General features: G+C 66.8%; 16 protein-coding genes and 1 pseudogene. 7 read left to right on the top strand and 10 right to left on the bottom strand.

Going from position 1 to position 18,032, the window contains the following annotated elements:
- Positions 1-29: 29 nt before the first annotated feature.
- Entirely contained in the window at positions 30-1,139 is a 1,110-nt protein-coding gene (tcmP, locus tag QM572_RS00715; protein ID WP_415088965.1) for a three-Cys-motif partner protein TcmP, read from the bottom strand.
- A 457-nt stretch (positions 1,140-1,596) separates the two neighbouring features.
- On the opposite strand from tcmP, the gene QM572_RS00710 reads away from it, so the two are divergent.
- Positions 1,597-2,706, top strand: coding sequence for a three-Cys-motif partner protein TcmP (locus tag QM572_RS00710; protein ID WP_415089158.1), 1,110 nt, complete (start codon positions 1,597-1,599; stop codon positions 2,704-2,706).
- Here QM572_RS00710 and QM572_RS00705 read toward each other — a convergent pair.
- The 5 genes from QM572_RS00705 to QM572_RS00685 all read right to left on the bottom strand — a co-directional run bounded on the left by QM572_RS00705 (position 2,703) and on the right by QM572_RS00685 (position 8,296).
- On the bottom strand, positions 2,703-3,449 hold the full coding sequence (locus QM572_RS00705; protein ID WP_415088963.1) for a DUF5131 family protein: 747 nt from the start codon (positions 3,447-3,449) through the stop codon (positions 2,703-2,705). The two genes, QM572_RS00710 and QM572_RS00705, sit on opposite strands and share 4 nt — an antisense overlap.
- Before the next feature lie 232 nt (positions 3,450-3,681).
- Positions 3,682-4,668 (bottom strand): hypothetical protein, encoded by a 987-nt coding sequence (locus QM572_RS00700; RefSeq protein WP_415088961.1) that lies wholly within the window; start codon positions 4,666-4,668, stop codon positions 3,682-3,684.
- Between the two features lie 697 nt (positions 4,669-5,365).
- Positions 5,366-6,268 carry a nucleotidyl transferase AbiEii/AbiGii toxin family protein gene (locus QM572_RS00695; protein ID WP_415088959.1) on the bottom strand — a complete coding sequence of 301 codons (903 nt, stop codon included), beginning with the start codon at positions 6,266-6,268 and terminating at the stop codon, positions 5,366-5,368.
- Positions 6,269-6,380: 112 nt separating this feature from the next.
- Entirely contained in the window at positions 6,381-7,058 is a 678-nt protein-coding gene (locus QM572_RS00690; RefSeq protein ID WP_415088957.1) for a DUF6088 family protein, read from the bottom strand.
- A gap of 185 nt (positions 7,059-7,243) precedes the next feature.
- Positions 7,244-8,296, bottom strand: coding sequence for a helix-turn-helix domain-containing protein (locus QM572_RS00685; protein ID WP_415089156.1), 1,053 nt, complete (start codon positions 8,294-8,296; stop codon positions 7,244-7,246).
- A 312-nt stretch (positions 8,297-8,608) separates the two neighbouring features.
- Between QM572_RS00685 and QM572_RS00680 the strand changes: the two genes are divergently transcribed.
- From QM572_RS00680 to QM572_RS00670, 3 genes are all read left to right on the top strand, one after another.
- Positions 8,609-9,031, top strand: a complete 423-nt coding sequence (locus QM572_RS00680) for a hypothetical protein (RefSeq protein ID WP_415088956.1) — start codon at positions 8,609-8,611, stop codon at positions 9,029-9,031.
- Positions 9,032-9,039: 8 nt separating this feature from the next.
- A complete protein-coding gene (locus tag QM572_RS00675) occupies positions 9,040-10,152 on the top strand; it encodes a hypothetical protein (RefSeq protein WP_415088954.1) in 1,113 nt (370 codons plus the stop codon).
- 858 nt (positions 10,153-11,010) lie between these two features.
- On the top strand, positions 11,011-11,523 hold the full coding sequence (locus tag QM572_RS00670; RefSeq protein WP_415088952.1) for a hypothetical protein: 513 nt from the start codon (positions 11,011-11,013) through the stop codon (positions 11,521-11,523).
- Positions 11,524-11,677: 154 nt separating this feature from the next.
- On the opposite strand, the gene QM572_RS00665 is transcribed toward QM572_RS00670, so the two are convergent.
- The 4 genes from QM572_RS00665 to QM572_RS00650 all read right to left on the bottom strand — a co-directional run bounded on the left by QM572_RS00665 (position 11,678) and on the right by QM572_RS00650 (position 14,273).
- A complete protein-coding gene (locus QM572_RS00665; RefSeq protein WP_415088950.1) occupies positions 11,678-12,022 on the bottom strand; it encodes a sigma factor-like helix-turn-helix DNA-binding protein in 345 nt (114 codons plus the stop codon).
- Positions 12,023-12,262: 240 nt separating this feature from the next.
- The gene (locus QM572_RS00660; protein WP_415088948.1) at positions 12,263-12,973 is read right to left on the bottom strand and encodes an anti-sigma factor domain-containing protein; all 711 of its coding nucleotides are present in this window, start codon (positions 12,971-12,973) and stop codon (positions 12,263-12,265) included.
- Positions 12,970-13,590: an ECF RNA polymerase sigma factor SigK gene (sigK, locus tag QM572_RS00655; RefSeq protein WP_415088946.1), complete on the bottom strand. Its 621-nt coding sequence runs from the start codon at positions 13,588-13,590 to the stop codon at positions 12,970-12,972. The genes QM572_RS00660 and sigK overlap by 4 nt, the downstream gene beginning before the upstream one ends.
- 41 nt (positions 13,591-13,631) lie before the next feature.
- Positions 13,632-14,273 carry a fasciclin domain-containing protein gene (locus QM572_RS00650; protein ID WP_415088944.1) on the bottom strand — a complete coding sequence of 214 codons (642 nt, stop codon included), beginning with the start codon at positions 14,271-14,273 and terminating at the stop codon, positions 13,632-13,634.
- A 185-nt stretch (positions 14,274-14,458) separates the two neighbouring features.
- Here QM572_RS00650 and QM572_RS00645 point away from each other — a divergent pair, with 185 nt between their 5' ends.
- The 3 genes and pseudogenes from QM572_RS00645 to QM572_RS00635 form a co-directional block, all read left to right on the top strand.
- On the top strand, positions 14,459-16,486 hold the full coding sequence (locus QM572_RS00645) for an FAD-dependent oxidoreductase (RefSeq protein WP_415088941.1): 2,028 nt from the start codon (positions 14,459-14,461) through the stop codon (positions 16,484-16,486).
- The gene (locus tag QM572_RS00640) at positions 16,483-17,769 is read left to right on the top strand and encodes a class I SAM-dependent methyltransferase (RefSeq protein ID WP_415088939.1); all 1,287 of its coding nucleotides are present in this window, start codon (positions 16,483-16,485) and stop codon (positions 17,767-17,769) included. Before QM572_RS00645 ends, QM572_RS00640 begins: the two co-directional genes overlap by 4 nt.
- Positions 17,766-18,032, top strand: a pseudogene (locus QM572_RS00635) (SAM-dependent methyltransferase); the annotation flags it as partial. The gene QM572_RS00640 and the pseudogene QM572_RS00635, both read left to right, overlap by 4 nt.

Raw genomic sequence — 18,032 nt, 5'->3', positions numbered from 1 at the left:
ATTCGTGGAGGCGCTTGGCAATTGGTCCCTTAGGGCAGCCGGACGGAATCGCCAAACGAGAGTGCCGCGGAGCCGGCGATACTGTCGGCTCGGACTAGCAGCCCGGCCGTGACCATCTCCTTGACCACAGTCATGGCCTGGCTTTCCTTAAATACGGTGTTGAATAGAGCGAAGCTGCGCAAGTCACGGATGACCGCCCCCTTGTCGGGGAGTGTGCTCAGGTAGTCCATGATCAGGCGCTTGAGCGGCGCAGTGTTTGGTTCGAACTCGATCGCGAGGGCCTGCTGATCTGGGTCGCGCGGATCGCGGTACCCGACGCCGGCGACGTCGTCGACCTCCCACATGGCCTCTTTCATCTTGATCAAGCCTTTGCGGTGAGTAGTCCCGAAGACAAGGAAGAGCGACTGTCCGCGCTTGTCGATGAGCTCGAAGTCGAGGACGAACGGAAATCCGGCCGCCTTGATGCTGTGGCGATAGCGCTGGAGGAGCCAGCGATCCTTGGCGGCCGAGGGCTGTTCGGATACGGCACGCCACTGGTTGTTGCCGAACACTCTGTCGCCGTGGGTGACCTCGTCCGCGATGGCGAAGCGGGCGAAGTACTGGGGCTGCATGGTGATGATGACTTCGCTGCCGGGGTTGTCCGCGATCCGCTTGACGAGGTCGAAGGAGACCGCACCGCCCCAGGTGTCGAGTACGGCGAGGATGGGGCGCTGCCAGGCGTTCTGGGCTGTTAGAACCCGCTCCAGGTCGGGCTCGCATCTGCCCTTCTCGATGGCGAGGTGTACTCCGTGGGTGGCGAGGTCGTCGAGCGGGACAGGGGACGCAGCTTTGCTGAGTTCGCCGGGAAGCATGTCGATACAGCGCTGGTCGTGGTCAATGAACACGAACCGCAGGCCGCCGTTCTTCACCTTGGTGCGCATATCTGGATCGTTGACGAGGGTTCGCATGGCGATGACCGGTGATCCTGGGGAGCCGTCGAGATATACCCCCGGCCCGGAGAAGCCTTCGGCGTAGGTGATGTTGGCTCCCCAGCCGTTCACCATGATCGGCATCCACTTGCTCAGGTACTGCGCATACAGGGCGTGCTTCGCCTTGGTGTGCTCGTCGGCATCCCACGGGACCGGATTCGTGCCGGGCATCGAAGTGCTCCTCCCTCGCGCCAGAGACCGGGCTTCGTCAGGGAAACGGCGCGGCCTCCCTCAGATTGCCCGACATGGACGCCCTTTACGTGCGTTTTGCGAGACTTGGCGCCGAGACAGGCGCAACTCCCGACGCGGTCGGATTTAGAAGTCCCCCATCCGTTCAGCAGACCCTATCGTTCGGACGGGCCATTACGGCAGCGGCAAGAGCAGTGTGCTGAGCTGATCGTGCGCAAGCACGGGGGTCGCGCGAGCAACATGCCACTGTCTTCTGTGGGCCCCTGCTGCGCTGACATTGACCGCGTCCTCGCGTCGGTCCTGGCGAAAGGCGCCGGAAACGCGCGGCTGCAGTGAATCGGTCATCTCGCCATTCGTGGAGGCGATTTCGCCCCATCCGCGCTGTCTGTAAGGCAGGATGCGGACGCCGCGGCTTTAACCGACCGGGAGGGAAGTGACGATGCCGAAGCGTAGAGACAGGCTGCCCACGAGGTGGACTCGGTGGCCGCACACGAAGGCGAAGCACGATCTCCTCGTCCGCTACCTGCAGGCGTGGTTCCCAATTATGGGACGCACCGCGGGCCGGGCAATCGTGCTAGACGCTTTCGCTGGCCCTGGGCGCTATGACCACGGTGAGGACGGGTCTCCTGTGCTCGTGCTGGAGACGCTCCTCGGCCACAACGACTTCGACAACTGGTCGTGTGAATTCGTCCTGGTCTTCAACGAGCTCGACCCGGAACGGTTTGAATCGCTGGGCGGTGTGCTAGGCGAGATCCGCGAGGACAACCAGCCGTGGCCGACCAAGGTCACGCTCCTCGATCCCAGGAACCAGTCCTTTGAAGACCTCGGTAACGACATCCTTCAGAGCCTGGAGGGCGCCAGCCTGGCACCGACCTTCGCGTTTATCGATCCCTTCGGTTACATGGGGCTTCCCCTTGACCTGATCGCCCAAATGTTGAGTTTCGAGCGCTGCGAGCTCTTCATCTATTTCGACTTTAATTCGGTGAATCGGTTCGCCACTGCCGGGAATGTCGATAACCACTTCGAGCGGCTCTTCGGCACCGATGAGTTCAAGGACGCACCGAGCGCCGGACCAGAGCGGCAGCAGTTCCTTCACGACCTATACGAGCGGCAGTTGAAGAGTGTCTGCAACTTTGCCCATGTTCGAAGTTTCGCTATGGTGAACCAGGCCGGGCACATCGGGAATTACATGTTCTTTTGCACCCGCAACCTTCAGGCGTTCGACCGCATGAAGGAGGCGATGTGGAAGCTCGCCCCCAGTGGTGATTACCGCTTCGAGGACCGACTCGCGGACCAGCCCGTACTGTTCGACGACGAGGACGCGACTGGCCCGTTGCGGGACTACCTGCTACTGCACTATGCAGGTCAGACGGTCCCGATAAGGCAGCTCGTCGACCACGTCGTCGCCGAGACGCCGTTCCACAGCACGCAGGTCCGGAGAGCGACGCTGAAGCCGATGCAGGATGACGGTCTGATCCAGGCGCTGGGGCAGACCCGAAAGGGCACCTATAAGGAAGGCGTCGTGTCGATCGTGTTTCCGGGCGCCTAGGCTGACGTCAGTGTTGGCATCTCGTCCCACGTACGGCCGTCGAGCTCACGTCCATTTGCCTTCGGTGTGCGCCCTCCCCACTGCTTGAAGAAGAAGGCGACGCCGGCGTCCCCGCACTGATCGCGGAGGTCGGTAATCCAGGCGGGATCCATTGCCCGGGCGTTCGGTCCAGATTCACCGCCAGCGATGACCCAGTCAATGTTGGTGAGGTCGAGGTTGTGCAGCGCGGATATGAGTGGCTCGCAGGACAGGAATCGAACGGCGGCGGGCGTGGCCCGGAGGTGATCGATGCGATCGACGGCGTCGAACGACTCCACCGAGACGCCCATCCAAAGGTTGTCGGGCCAGTCGAGCTGGTCAGCGAAGCGCGCCATCCTGTGAGCTCGCTTGGTGAGGACCTGATAAGTGTGCTGAGGCGTATCCCGGATTACATCGAAGATGTCGCGCACGAACGCGATCGGCACCTTGGCGTGGAAGAGGTCGCTCATCGAGTTCACGAACACGACCTTCGGCGACTTCCATTTGTAGGGCTGCTCGAGAGACCCAGGATGGATACTGACTCCGAAACCCGGTCCTGAGGTCCTGGGGTCACCGTCGTTCTGGTACTTCTCGGCGCCCATGGCCTTGAGCCTCTTGGACAGCGCCAGCGCATAGCAGTTGTCACAGCCCGCTGCGACGCGGTCACACCCAGTGACCGGGTTCCAGGTGGCCTCGGTCCATTCGATCGCGGTATTCGCGGCCATGTCGCGCACTCCTTCCGGTTCGAACGTACGTTCGATTTATGGCGAGTATGTCGGGTCTGGCAGCAGGCTAACGGCATTTCGAGAGGCTGGGCACCCGTGTGTCATTGCGCCGCGGTGCGGCCACGTCGATCCGTCGCGAGAGCGAGCCGTGTGGCGCAAAGTCGTCGAAGCCTCCTCGGCGGCCGGCGGGGTGAACAAGCGCCTGCGATGGAGGGTGGGCGAAAGTTGGCGGCTACCACGTCTCCGGACCTGCGTCGGTGAGTTTGCGGCCGGCGCGCTCCTCAACGGCGAGAACGATCGGGTCCCGCTGCGGCGCCAGTCCTAAGATCTCCAGTAGTTCCGCGGTGACGTCGCCACGCGAGCCCACCCACCGGTCCCGGGTCAAGCGTGCGAAGATTTCGCCGTCAATCGAACGCCAATCACTCACCCTGTGCACGACACCGCCAGCAGGGCCCGTGGTCGGCACATCGAGCATTTTCGCGACTATCTCGACCGGGTGGTATCGCCCCGAGAGCTCCACGCTGCGGCTCGAGAGCGCACGTTGCTCACTTGGGTCCACGAACTTCACGAATCCAACGCCGTCTCCGAGCCTGACGTCCGAGGTGACCCGCGGGGGTTCGACGTTGCGTCCGAGGTGAAGCATCTTCTGCACCTGACGCGAGAGCCGTCTGTCGGGGCGGTAGATGAGCTCGTCGGTCGACTTTAGGCGCTCGAGCAACTTGTATTGCACCAGAACGACCGCGGCCGGGTTGGCCGAGACATAGACCAGGTCGGCGCCCGTCTTGGCTTCGGCAGTCGACACGTTGATGTTCTTGACCAGGAGCTGACGTTCACCCTCCTGAAATTCAAACCAGCCGCCATTGGACGGGCTGCGGAGTTCCCAGTCGAGAAACCGGGTCGCGTCGTCGGTGATGAAATCGTTCTCGCTTGCGCGCGCGAGCAGTTCGACCCGGGCTGCAACAACAGAGCCGGGAACGTCTTCTCGAGTGGGCTCGATCTCGTGCCACTTGCGTGTGAACAGCCTGAGTGCCGTCTGCCCCGCGTCGATCAGTGGCAGGTCTGCTGACGGCACGAGGCGCCGTTTGGGAGAACCCGGTTCCGGCAACTGGTCCCACAAGTCGGCGAAGTCTGGGACGAGTTCGCGCATGCGCGCGGTGACCTCTTCAGCCGTTGCCGGGGGAAATGCCCGGCTTTCCTCGGCTTCGATGATTCGGTCCACATGGCTCCTAAGCCGGGTTCGCGGTCGCAGGGAAGAGACGCGGAGCGGAGTCGCGAACAGTAGCCATGGTCCTACGTCCAGGAGCGCGGTCTGTTCAGTGTCGTACCGTGCGCGAGTTGTCACGCTCGCTACCCCGATGACGTGGGCGTCGCCCCGGTGCCCCAAGTCCCGCGCGACGAGCACTGCCCGATATCGGGAGCGCCGGCGCCAGTCGGAGGACGGAGCGCTGACCGGAAACGTCGGTCTTTTAGGGCGTCCATCGTCGTAGTCGTCTCGGTCCCTGATTCGGCGGGCGTCGAATGGGGTCAGGAAGATCACGTGCACAGAACGAGTAAACCCATGCAGTCTGGAACCCCGCAACGACCAGCGATCCCCGGCCCAAAGGCGACCCCCGCGGCGGGCCCAATGTCCAGTAGGGAGCTTGGCCTCTTCCTATCATCGAGATCCCCCATGACCAGTGCGTCTATCCGCCCATAAAGACGCGCGGTGAGCCAGGTCCGCGGATTGTCTATGGGCGCGCTTCCGGGTCTGTCAGATCAACGGTGTAAATGATTCCTGGCTCGACGCGCCGACCGGGTGGTTGGCGGAATGCCCGAGGCCGTCTCGGCGCCGGTAGCTGGTTGGCGCGGAGTAGCTGAGCTCAGGGCAGGAGCTCCACAGGTAGCGAAGCCGGGGTCCGGGTGCTTGGAACGCTCGGTCACTGGCCAGTCGCGCCGTTGATGGCGCTTTCGACGGATTGCACTCGCGTGACGAGTTCGTCGAAGGCCAACGGCTCTTCAAGCATCTGCGCTTCGACCATCTTACGGTAGTCGTTTTCAAGCAGCGCGATGCCAGCCGTGTCTGGTAGCAGAGTCGCCTTGCCCTCCAAGCAGAGTTCGTACTGGGCGTAGCCGGCGTAGTAGAAGCGGTTCTTCACTCGGATCACGTCACGGAGCAGGTCGATGTCCAGCAGCGCGTCATGTCCGATCTGGTGCTGCGAAAGCACGGCAATGTCGTACCAGTGACGTGATGTCCGCTCCACGTTCTTGAACTCAGGCCTCCGGCTGTCGGCGTGCGCGAGGGTTACCTTCTCCCAAAAGGTTCGCATGGGCGACAGGACGTGGACCTGGCCGGCGGGAAACGTGAAGCCTGTGAACGACGCCCGCATGTATGGCTCTACGACGTGGGTCTCGTTCGGCTCAATCATGTTGCGGCCGCCGAACTCGACCTTCACACTTTCGCTGTAGTACGGGTCCCTGTCGTCCACGGCGTGCGGGTACCGAATGTTGAGCTCTTCGCCGTTCTTTTCGACCTCGAGGAGGTCAGCGGAATGACCAAGTGCTTCAAGGCAGGAACGCAGGTGCGGCACCACCACATCACGCGAACGCTCACACAGCAGTTCGCCGAGCGCGACAGTATCGCGGCCTTGCTGCTTGCGGCTGACGTCCGAGGCGTATGGGTCCAGGTCCGGCGCGAGGCCTTTGTGGTCCACCGTGACGTCGATGTCTTCGGAGAAGCGAGCGATCGCGTTGAAGACCTTTGACAGGGACGTGCCGCCCTTGAGGCCATGTCCGGCATATCGGGACATCCGAATAAGGCCTCCAAGGCCCAGCACACCCACACGTCCTTCTCCAGGACGGTCGCGGAGCGACCCAGTTCAGTAGCGCCGATGAGATAGGCGTCGTACTGGTCTTCGAGCGGAAGCTCGAGGAACCTAGGCAGGTCTGTTTTGGTCATGCGGACAGTGCTGTCCGAGTCCGAGTGGCTGATTGTGTGCCAGCGACTTCGTACAGGCTGTCAGAGAGCCAGGACGGCATCGCGGTGGTCGCAGCAGCAGACCTCAGCGCCTCGAACTGCTCTTCTCCCAGCTTGGTACGGACGGCTTCTACGACGCTTGGAGTGACTTCGCTTCGCCCGAGGTATAGCAATGCGCTCAAAGCCTCGCCTGCTGGCGTTCCCGCCAATCCCATGCGGCTCGGAGTTGAATGCACGAAAGTCACCTTGCCGGTAGGCAGTTCGACGCTGCGGCTACGGCCCGTGGTGGCATAGACCTTCCTCATGGGCACCTGGGTAGTGAGACCGAAGCGACGTGCAGCCTCGGCTCCGTGAACGTTGACACGGGCTCCCGCGGTGCGGGCGATAGCTGCAACTATTTTTTCCGGCGCTACGGGCACGGCGCGTCCGAGCCGCTCGTTGACCTGCGGTCGGGCGTAGAAGCCGCGCGCGACCCGTTCGATCTCTCCTCCGCGAGCCATGCGGGACAGCGCTTGGTCGATCGATGCGCGGGGCCCAAGCCCCAGCAGCTCCCGGACGCTGAACGGCTCGCCGAGCGACATGCGCGAAACGTGAGCGCGCACGCGCTCAGCGACAGAGACTTCCGGTGTCTCACTTTCGTTTCGTGCCAGATTCATGTCAGAAACTGTACTTCAACTTCTGACAAAGCTGAAGCAGAAGCCAAGGTTGGACAGAGACTAGTTCTGCGACACGCAACAAGGCGGTCCCGGCTCCGCGAGCATGACTGCGACGTCGACTTCAGCCCAGATCGCACGTCAAGCGGCACGGGAGGCCGCGCATGCGACCGGTGCCGCCGGTTGCGTCAGACCTGGATGGAAGGCCGAGCGTCAGTTGACTCGGTGAACAACTCAGCAATCATCGCTTCGGGCCATCCCGTCGCCCTGCTGACATCTGCGGCGGCGAACGGCGTAGCCGCCAGCGCGACGTTGAGCAATGACGGCGCCTCGGCGGCGGCAACTGTCCCCGGCTCATCCTTGCGCCACCCGCGCACGCTCATCGTGCGGACTGCTTGGGTGTAGGTCGCGTCCGTCATGATCCCCAGCGACTTCGACTTGTACAGCAGCGCAGCCATCGACACGCCCCACTTTTGCTTGAGTTGAAGCAGTCGCGGCCAGTCGACCTTCGGCGACAGATCACGCGAGATGCCACTAGTGGGCATCAGAAACTCAGACGCGAACGTGTCGGCCTGCCGCTCGTGCTCTTTGGAGGCAAGGCGTTGGCCCGGCTCGTGGAGCACAAGGTGTGCAAGTTCGTGACAGCTAGAGAACCTGTCGCGGTCACGCTTGGCCTCGCGCTGCTGCTGGAGGACGAGGAACGTGCGGTTCTCCAACGGGACGCTAAACGCAGAGACGTCTGCCGCGTCCATCGGATATCGAGCGCAGACAATGCCGCGTCTTTCGAGGAGGCGTAGTACCTCGTCTACGGGGCCGTCGCCTTCAATGCCCAGGTCGGTCCGCACCTGCGCTGCGGCCTCGGCGATCTCCTGAGGCGACGTCGCCGAGTACTTCGGAACATCCAACCGTGGAAGTAGCACGTGCGCCTCGAGAAACGCTGTGACGTCTCGAAGCAGGTGCGTGACAGTGAGGACCTGGCGGCGCCGGGTGGCAGTGACTGAGCGCAGCGACCGGAAGTGGCCGAAGCTGTCAACGAGTTCCTCTCCCGCCTCTTCCGTGGTCGACTGGAGGGTCGCAGTCGAGAAGAAGGATGGCGCGAACCCCAGGACGTTTGAGAGCTTTGCGACGGTCTTGGGGGTTGGGCGGCTTTGGCCGAGCTCGAACTGCGAGAGCGCTGCCGCAGAGATATCGAGGCGGCCACTGAGGTCGCTCTTGGTCATGCCCGTAGCCTGCCGTGCCACCTGAAGCCGGTAGGCCGAGAAGAGCCTGGATGCCTCGACTGCCTCAATAGAAACCTCGGTGAACTCATCAGCCGACACAGCGCACCTCGTGCTGGCGAGCGCGCAACTCGGGCCTCACGTCCTGCCGCAGCTCGTCGCTAGCGCCAGGGCTCTGCTGGGTGATCACGGCTCCCACCTTCCCATAGCGCGGCGACACGGCAGAAACGACGCACGGCAAAGGCTTGCGCGCGGTTCAAAACCCTGTAAGCATGATCATGCTTAAATCTAAAGTAGATCTACGGCTTCGCGGTTTTGAATCACAAGATTCAAGTTATGAGTGCGGGAGACCAGGGCGAGATCAACAAGCGCGCGGCCCCGGCGGCCTTGGTCGCACCGGCCAGCGAGAGCAAGGAGCACACGATGAAGAAAAAGCCCCAGAAGACCGTGACGGTCGAGGTCAACGAGGTCCCGGTCGCGACGCCGAAGGAGATGACGCCCCGAGCGGCGCTGGTTGCGGCCGGTCGAGACCCTGCCGGCCGCCAGCTGATGCGGGTCAAGGGCAAGCGCCAGGAGTCGTTCTCGGGCCCGTGGATGGCAGCGGGTGCCGCGTGGCCGCCGAGGGTGGGCGTCGCAGGGCGCGACGCACGGCCGTCGATCCTGCTGAAGTCCAGTCGGAACCGTAATAGCAGAAGTGCCGAAAAGGTCAACAACCCACAAGATGCGCCGCCCCTTCGGCGTGTCGAACCGAAGATGTAGGGGCTGGAATGCAGGATGCGACCATGGGCCAGGATTGGGTCGACAAGCTCCCGGTGGGTTTTGTTGCGTCCGAGAAGAGCCTCTGCAACGAATTGGAGTTGTCGGCCGACCACTGCGCCAGCACCGGGCAGGTCCTCGTGGTCAGCGATGACAAGGCTGTACCGCTCGCCGTCGACCTCGCTCGTCGCAAGCCCGGCCTCAGGATCCGCGCCGACATCGGCGCCTGGCGCCACCTCGGCGCGACCGAGAACGAGCCTCTTGCGGACGTCGACAACCTCTTCGGGATCGAAGGCTGGTACGAGCAGAACTTTCCGCTCGGCGGCTCCGTCACGGGCTACACCCCGTCGAAGTTCCTGCGTGCCGGTGACCGAGCCGCGCTGCGCGCACTCCTTGGGGCGACCGCGTCCGCGCCGGCGAACATTGTGACCCGCATCGCGATCGAAGCGGTCGTGCTGGAGGCCACGTTCCGCGACGACTTCTTCGACGACCTCGCGCTGCACCAGGGACGGAGGTTCTCCTTCGTCTTCGCCGACAAGAAGGACCCGCTCGCCGAGTTCCAGCGCCTCGACGGTCTCCGCCGCCTCCTCAACTTGCACCCGGGCAGCGAAGTTGACCACGTCGACCCCCTAGTTGCCGCCGATGCTTTGGCCAACGGCGCCAGCTTCGTCGCAGTTGGTGCGTCCAGTGGCCGCCGGATGCCGAAGCGTCCCGGCGATCCCAGCGGTGGCCGCAATGCTGCCGGCTACTTGCCCGGTTTGTTCAACGTTGAGCTCCTTGAGCTGCGTAGCCCGATGATCTACGCCGACTGGTACGCCAACTCCCCCTCGCCGTACTGCTACACCTGTGGCCGGGCGCTGGACGTCTTTGAGACCTCAGTGGCCGACAAGTCGGTGATCATCGGTCACAATCTCCACCAGACCTCAGCCCACATCGCCGATCTGCTGGCGCAGCCTGCCTCCGACAGGCTGTCCTGGCTGCGCGATCTTCGGCTCGACGCACACGCCAGTCACATGGCGCTGAACCCGCAGGGCGACATGGTTCTGCACCGCAGCCTCCACAAGTTCCTCGAGCTCGACGACCCGATGATGCGCGAGATGACCCGCGCAGGCGTCTGGAAGTAGTCGCCTCGCTGGACGAGCACCTGCCTACGTGCGAGGTCGCTTCACCGATGTTGATGGCGTGGCGTGCCAACCTCTGCGGCAAGAGCGGCAAGAGGGGCAAGAGCGGCAGGGGTGCTTAGCAGCAAGCGCAGGCGGCGAGACCGCGAACGAGTCCGGACTCGGCCGCTGCTCCGAGTGCGTTCTCAGCGAACCGCCAACCGGCCGCCTTGACGTAGCTCGGCACAAACACTTCCGGTGCCAGGTGTTCGCGCCGCACCCCTTCGGAGTCCTCTTCCCAGATCCCGACGCCCACCAACTGGGCCTCGAGGACCTCAGACGACTTCGGCTCCCGCGGAAGCACAACGATCCGCTGCGTAAAGGCGGAGAACGCGGCGGTTCGACGCATTGCGGTCCTCCATCGCGTTCCGTGAACGAGGGCTGCTGCGACTGTCGCCGGCACGCGCACCGTCCGCGCGACAGAGTGACCGTCTGACGCGAGACAGCCGTCGCTAGCTTCTCGAAGAATCCGCGTCTCTCGTTCAGAGAGGTCAGCAGTCCGAACTTTCACGCCGAGTGGAAGATCAAGTAGCACGTCGAGGAGCGCCAGGGACCGCACGGCCCCCATGCCAGCGGCAGAGCGTCGGTCTGTCTCAGCCGGGTCGAAGCGCACAGCGGCGTCGGCGCGAGTGCCCGCCGCGATAGCGCCGTCAGGCACGAGGACCAACTGCCCGTTGCATAGGTCGCCCGGACGTACGGGCACGCGCCAACGCATCGGGTGGTCGGAAATGGGAAGAGCGACCACGTCACACATAGTCACATATATGCACAGTTATGCGTAGTTGATAGCGGTGTGTCGGCAAGTTGTGCGAATCTTGCCCGGTGAAAGACGAGGTTCCCGACCGGCTCCACGCGCTGATGTCGCGTGCTGCCTTGGCCACGGAAGCCGACGTCTCTCCCGCCACGCTGAAGAGCTGGTCTGAGCGCGAGAGCGATCCGCTCCCGACCGCCCCAGCGCCGGGCGGAAGGTCCCTGTACACCTGGCTCCACCTCCGCGACTTCTGTGTGGGTAACCCGAATCTCACTGCTACTCGCCAGGTGCTCCAGCGTTACCGCGAACTGTTCGTCGACCCGTCTGGTCGTCCGAGCCAATCAGTTGCGACGGTTGGCGCCGACGTCCCGACCAGAAGCCAGCCCACCTCACCGGGAACTGCCCTCAACAATGGCGCGACACTACGCTCCGCACTCGCCGATCTGAAGGCCCAGGTCCAGGAGAACCAGTCCGTGGTCGCCGCGGCGACCCAGTTGGCGCTCGATGCCGACAGGGCTCAGAGGGCGTTGCTGACACGCGTCGAGCACCTAGAGTCGGCCGTCGCGAGCGCGACAGAGTCGTAGCCACTCGGCCGACGCCTGCGCCTGTGAGTCGTCCAACTGCGCAGGCGCGTAGACCAGCCCGCCAGAATCGGGGTCTGCTGCACGAGTTGGTGTCGCCAGACCTAGCCCATTCGCCCGCGATCGCGGCGCGGCCGGTTGGTTTGATGTCGAGGAATCAGGTTGTCCAGGGCGCAACTTCGCGGTGTCTGTGGCGAGGTCCTGCGGGCCGTCGCAACACACCTGCCTTCGACATGATGCGCCCAACGGTGCGCTGGCTGACGCCGAACTCTCGGCCAATTTCCTCCAGCGTCCACTGCTGCTTGACGTAGAGAACTACCACTTGCGCGGCCTGTTGGGCGCTCAGACCGCGAGGACGTTGGGCGCTTCGACGGCGTAGGTGGGCGGTGACGGTATTGCGATGGATCCCGAACCGCGTTGCCAGCGAGGCGACCTGCTCACCAGCTTGATACCCAGCAACGAGGTCGTCGACCTGAGCCGCGCTCAGGAGGGTTTGAGCCATCCCAATCTGTCGCACGATCCGCCCAGAAGGCGGGGTCAGGGCCGTCGCGGCGGTCCGAGGGGACCGCTCCACGGTCACTGCTCCCCGCACTGACCTGCGGGAATACACTCCGACGAAGGCGTCCGAGGGGTTTGAGAACTCTCTACCAAGGCTCGCCAACGACGAAGGTCCGCCGAGCTGTGAGAGCAGCCCGGCGGACCTTCGCCTTTCGCGGGCGTCCCCACAACGCCCGCCCGTCGCTCAGGTCGAGGAGAATGCGAACAGAGCGACCGGATCCGAGGTCGGCGCCGCCGACCCTCCGGCGGGCTCGACGGTGATGCCGGCGGCGGTGGCGGTGGCCGCGTCGCCGTCCAGCACCCGGCGTACGGCGGCGCCGGAGTCGACCAGGGCGGCGGGCTGCATCGTGCCCGTGTCGTCCTGGAGCCAGATCTCGTAGATCTTGCCGTCGTCGAGCCTCGGCATGTCCTCGGCGACGAGGGCGGCGCGGCCGAGGTCGGCCGAGCGGTAGAGCGTCACCGTCATGCTGCCGACGCTCTCCTCGATCCGCTGCACGTCGGCGGCGGCGATGATCCGGTCGACGCCGTCGGGGCTCTCGCCGGTCCAGGGATGCCAGACGAGCGAGGCCACGACGAGCGCCGCCGCCACGAGCAGCGTGGGCAGCCGCCACCGGCGTGCGGCGGTCCGACCGGCGCGGCCGAACGGGACGACCACCGGAGGCTCGGGCGGCAGCGGGCGAACCGTGGCGATCGACGCCAGCAGCCGCTCCCGGACGTGTGCCGGCGGCGTCACCGGCGCGATCTCGGCCAGGGCGATCGCGGCCTCGCGCAGGCCGTCGACCTCGGCCTGGCAGCTCGCGCAGCCGGCGAGGTGCTCCTCGAAGGCCGCCCGCTCGGCATCGTCGAGGGCGTCGAGGGCATAGGCCCCCGAGAGCGTGTGGATGTCTGCGCTCATCGTCCGCCTCCCACTCCCAGGGTGTCACGCAATCGGATCATCCCGTCGCGGATCCGCGTCTTCGCGGTGCCGACGGGGAGCTCGAGGAGCTGGGCGACCTCCGTGTGCGTGTAGCCCCGGAGATAGGCCAGCTCGACCGCCTGTCGCTGGACGGGCGTGAGCGTGTCGAGCGCTCGGCGCACCCGGTGCGCCTCCATCGAGGCGTGGGCCGCCTCCGCGGTGGCGTCGTGGCTCACCGTCTGGTTCCTCTCGTGATACGTCCGGTCCCGCCGGGTCGCGGCCTCGCTGGCCCGCACCCGGTCGACCGCCCGCCGGTGGAGGATCGTGAGGATCCACCCCAGCGGGGTGCCGCGCCGGGCGTCGAAGCGCGACGCCGTACGCCAGACCTCGAACAGCGCCTCCTGCACGACCTCCTCCGCCTGTGCCGGATCCCGTACGACGGAGAGCGCGAGCCCGTAGGCACGGGAGGCCACCGCGTCGTAGACGGCGGCGAACGCCTCCTCGTCGCCCCGCGCCGAGCGGCGCAGGAGGTCGGCGAGCTCGGGCTGCTCGGGGCGAGCCGCGCCCGACGGGTCGCCCGCAGGCGATCCGTCGGGCACGGGCTCGAGGTGGTCCATGACTCTTTTCGGTCAGACTCGGTGAGGACGCGGCGCCGTGGTCAGCTCGGCATCAGGACGGTGTCGATGACGTAGACGGTCGCGTTGGCAGTCGGGATGTTGCCACACACCACGTTGGCGCCGTCGACGGTCATGCCGTCGGTGTCGCCCGCGACGGTGACGGTGTCCTCGTTGAGCGTGTCCTGGGTGCCGACGACGGCCGTCGGGTCGAGCTGGCCCGCGACCACGTGGTGGGTGAGGATCTTGGTGAGGAGGTCCTTGTCGGCGAGGACCTTGTCGAGGTCGGCCTTCGGCAGCTTCGCGAACGCGTCGTTGGTGGGAGCGAAGACCGTGAGGCCGTCGGCGCCGTTGAGGGTGTCGACCAGGCCGGCCTTCGTCACCGCGGTGACGAGTGTGCTGAGCAGCGGGTTGTTGCTCGCGGCGGTGGCCACCGGGTCCTGGACCATGCCGTCGAACGAGCCGGCGCCGCTGGTGGGGATCGCCGAGCAGCCGGGGCCGAAGGTCTGGTCGCCGGCGCTGGAGGTCATGGCGGACGACGACTCCGACATCGGCGAGCTGGCGGTGCTGGAGGTGTCGGTCGCCGCCGTGCCGTCGGAGTCGTCGCTGCCACACGCGGCGAGGCCGAGGATGAGGGCGGTGCCGGCGGCGGCGAGGCCGGTGTTGCGGAGGAGCTTGCTGGTCATGGGAGATTCCTTGTCCACGGGGCCGCCCTCGTCCGGGAGGCGCTGTCGGGGGATGTTCGGCGCGCTGCGGGAAACGGATTGGTCCATCACCGGAAACCCGCTCCCGGGATACTGGCGGGACGCGACCTGGAGGAGATGCGGTGCACGGACCAATCCGATCGAGGTCGGGCTCCGAACCAGCGGGTATGACCGACGCCCTGCACCCGCTCCCGCGACGCCCGCGCGTGGCCGTCGTGGGCTCCGGGGTGGCCGGCCTCACGGCCGCCTACGCCTGCTCGGCGGCCGCGGACGTGACGCTCGTCGAGGCCGACGACCGCCTGGGCGGCCACGCCGACACCCACGACGTGGTCGAGGACGGCCGCACGCTGGGCATCGACACCGGCTTCATCGTGCACAACCGGCTGACCTACCCCACCCTGCTCGCGCTCTTCGAGGAGCTCGGCGTGGAGACGCAGCCGTCGGAGATGTCGATGTCGATCGTCGACGAGCTCACGGGCCTGGAGTGGGCCGGGGCGCGCGGGATCCGTGGCGTGCTGCCGACGTGGGAGCGGGTCCGCGACCGCGACCACCTGCGGATGCTGGCCGAGATCCCTCGCTTCCACCGAGCCGCACGACGCCATCTCGCGGCGATCGACGCTCGCCCCGAGGATGCGGAGGGGCAGGAGGACCTGACCACGCTCGGCGACTTCCTCGACCGCCATGGCTTCAGCCCGACCCTGCGGCACCAGTTCGTCGAGCCGCTGATCGCGGCGGTGTGGTCCTGCGACCCGAAGCGCGCGGGCGACTACCCGGCGTCGTACCTCTTCCGCTTCCTCGCCCACCACCGGATGCTCACCGTCACCGGCAGCCCCACCTGGCGCACCGTGACCGGCGGCTCGAGGGCGTACGTCGACAAGCTCGCCGCCCGGCTGCGCGAGCGCGGCGGCGAGATCCTGCTGTCGTCTCCGGTGGACTCGGTGCGCGAGCGGGCGCACGAGGTGGAGGTGACGCTCGCCGACGGCACCGCGCGCGAGTTCGACCGGATCGTCATCGCCACCCACCCGCATCAGGCGCTGGCGATGCTCGCCGAGCCGACCGGGCTCCAGAGGGAGGTCCTCGGGGCGATCACCTACTCCTCGAACCCGGCGGTGCTGCACACCGACCAGCGGGTGATGCCGAGCAGCGACTCGGTGAGGAGCTCGTGGAACTTCCGGCGCCGCCTTGACGACGACGGCCGGGTGACGGTGACGTACGACCTCACCCGCCTCCAGCGGCTGCCCACGACGACGCGCTATCTCGTCACGCTCGGCGGCTCGGACCTGATCGACCCCGCGACGGTGATCGCCGAGATGGACTACGAGCACCCGCTCTACACCCCCGAGAGTGTCGCGGCGCAGCGCCGGCTGCCGGAGATCGAGACCGAGCGGATCCTCTTCGCCGGCGCCTATCACGGCTGGGGCTTCCACGAGGACGGCGCGCGGTCGGGCGCCGAGGCCGCGGGGCGGCTCGGCCTGAGCGGGCTCGCGGCGCGCTCGGCCTCGTCGGCCTCGTCGGCGCCGGAGGTGTTCGAGACCGACATCGAGCACGTACGCCGGAAGCCCTGGCGTCGCCGCTTCCGGCACCGCTCCTATCTCTGGGTCGTCGACCTCGACGCGCTCCCGCCGCACTCATGGCTCCGCGGCAGCATCGAGGCCCGCGACCACCTCGGTGACCCCGCCCGCCCGATCCGCGACAACCTCGCCGCCTTCCTCGCCGGCGAGGGCATCGAGCTCGGCGACGCGATGGTCCGGCTCGCGGCCCACCCCCGGGCGTGGGGTCACTGCTTCAACCCGATCAGCGTCTTCTGGTGCACGGCCTCCGACGGCCGCCCGCTCGCCACCGTGGTCGAGGTGCACAACACCTACGGCGACCGGCATGCCTACCTGCTGCGCCCCGGCGAGGGGGAGGTCGAGAAGCAGATGTACGTCTCGCCCTTCCACGGCGTCGACGGCACGTACGACGTCACCGCCCGCCGCACCGACGACACGCTCGACGTGGCGATCCGGCTGCGCACCGCTGACGGCGCCCGCTTCAGCGCGTCGATGACCGGCCGTCGCGTCGAGCGGCGGAGGCTCCGCGCGCTCGCGGCGGGTCCGCGCGACGCGCTCCTCATCCGGCTGCACGGCATCGTGCTGTGGCTGCGCCGGCTCCCGATCCAGCCCCGCCCGACCCACCATCAGGAAGGTGTCCGATGACCTCCAGTCCGGCGACGTCCGACCCTGCACGCACGACCTGGCCGAGCCTCGCCGAGCCGCCCTCGGGGCCGCGCACCCGCGTCGGCGCGAAAGTCGCCCGCGCGGTCTTCCTCCGCGCCATGGCGCGGCTGCCCGTCACCATCCGGCTGCACGAGCCCGACGGCGTACGCGTGGTCGGACGCGGTGGTCCGGAGATGACGATCCACCGGCCCGAGGAGTTCTTCGCGCGGCTCGGACGCCGCGACCTGATCGGCTTCGGCGAGGCCTACCTCACCGGCGCGTGGGACGCTCCGGACCTCGCGGCGTTCCTCGAGGTCCCGGCTGCGCGCCTCTCCCAGCTGGTGCCGCCGGCGCTCCTGCGCGCCCGCGGGTTGGTGGCACCGCGGATCGCCCGCCGCCAGCGCGGCGGCCAGGCCGACACGCAGGCCAACATCGCGCACCACTACGACCTGTCCAACGACCTCTTCGCGCAGTTCCTCGACCCGACGATGACCTACTCCAGCGCGTGGTTCCGCACCGACGCCCAGGGCGTCCCGCTGGTGGGGGACGACCTCGAGAGCGCCCAGCACCGCAAGATCGAGGCGCTGCTCGACCTCGCGGCGGTAGGCCCCGGCACCCGCGTGCTGGAGATCGGCAGCGGCTGGGGCGCGCTCGCCATCGCGGCCGCCGGGCGCGGCGCGACGGTCCGCACGCTGACCCTCTCGGTGGAGCAGCAGGAGCTGGCCCGCAAGCGGATCGCCGAGGCCGGCCTCGAGGACCGGATCAGCGTCGACCTGCTCGACTACCGCCTCGTCGACGTGGCCGAGAACGGACGCTACGACGCCGTCGTCTCGGTCGAGATGATCGAGGCCGTCGGCTGGCGGCACTGGACGACCTACTTCGCCACCATCGAGCGGGTGCTGGCCCCCGGTGGCAGGGTCGCGATCCAGGCGATCACCATGCCGCACGAGCGGATGCTCGCGTCGCGGGACGTGGCGACCTGGATCACCGAGTACATCTTCCCCGGCGGCTTCCTGCCGTCGGTCCGGGCGCTGCGCAAGGCTGCGGGCAGGGCAGGTCTGGAGACGACCCAGTCGGCCAGGCTCGGACTGCACTACGCCGAGACCCTGCGGCAGTGGGACGAGCGCTTCGCCGCCCGCGCCGCCGAGCTCGACGCGCTCGGCTTCGACGCGATGTTCCGCCGGGTCTGGCACTTCTACCTCGCCTACTGCCAGGCCGGCTTCGCCGCCGGGTACATCGACGACCACCAGCTCCTCTTCACCCGCCAGGAGATCCGCTCATGAGCACGACCACCGTCGCCGACCGGCTCGCCTCGGTCGTGGAGCCGCTCGTCGGCGAGCTGCCGGTCCGGCTGCGCGCCTGGGACGGCTCCGAGGCCGGACCGGCCGACGCGCCGCTGCTCGAGCTGCGCTCGCCCGACGCGCTGCGCCGGCTGATCTGGAGCCCCGGCGAGCTCGGCGCCGCGCAGGCCTACGTCACCGGCGAGGCCGACCTGCCCGGCGGCCTCGACGCCAGCCTCTCGCAGCTCCTCGCGGCCGGGCGCCGG

Origin of the sequence: Nocardioides sp. (assembly GCF_047607365.1) — a bacterium.
In the GTDB taxonomy this organism is placed as follows: Bacteria; Actinomycetota; Actinomycetes; order Propionibacteriales; family Nocardioidaceae; genus Nocardioides.
The sequence above is the reverse complement of the archived record's forward strand: the minus strand, read 5'-3'. Positions and strand labels throughout refer to the sequence as shown.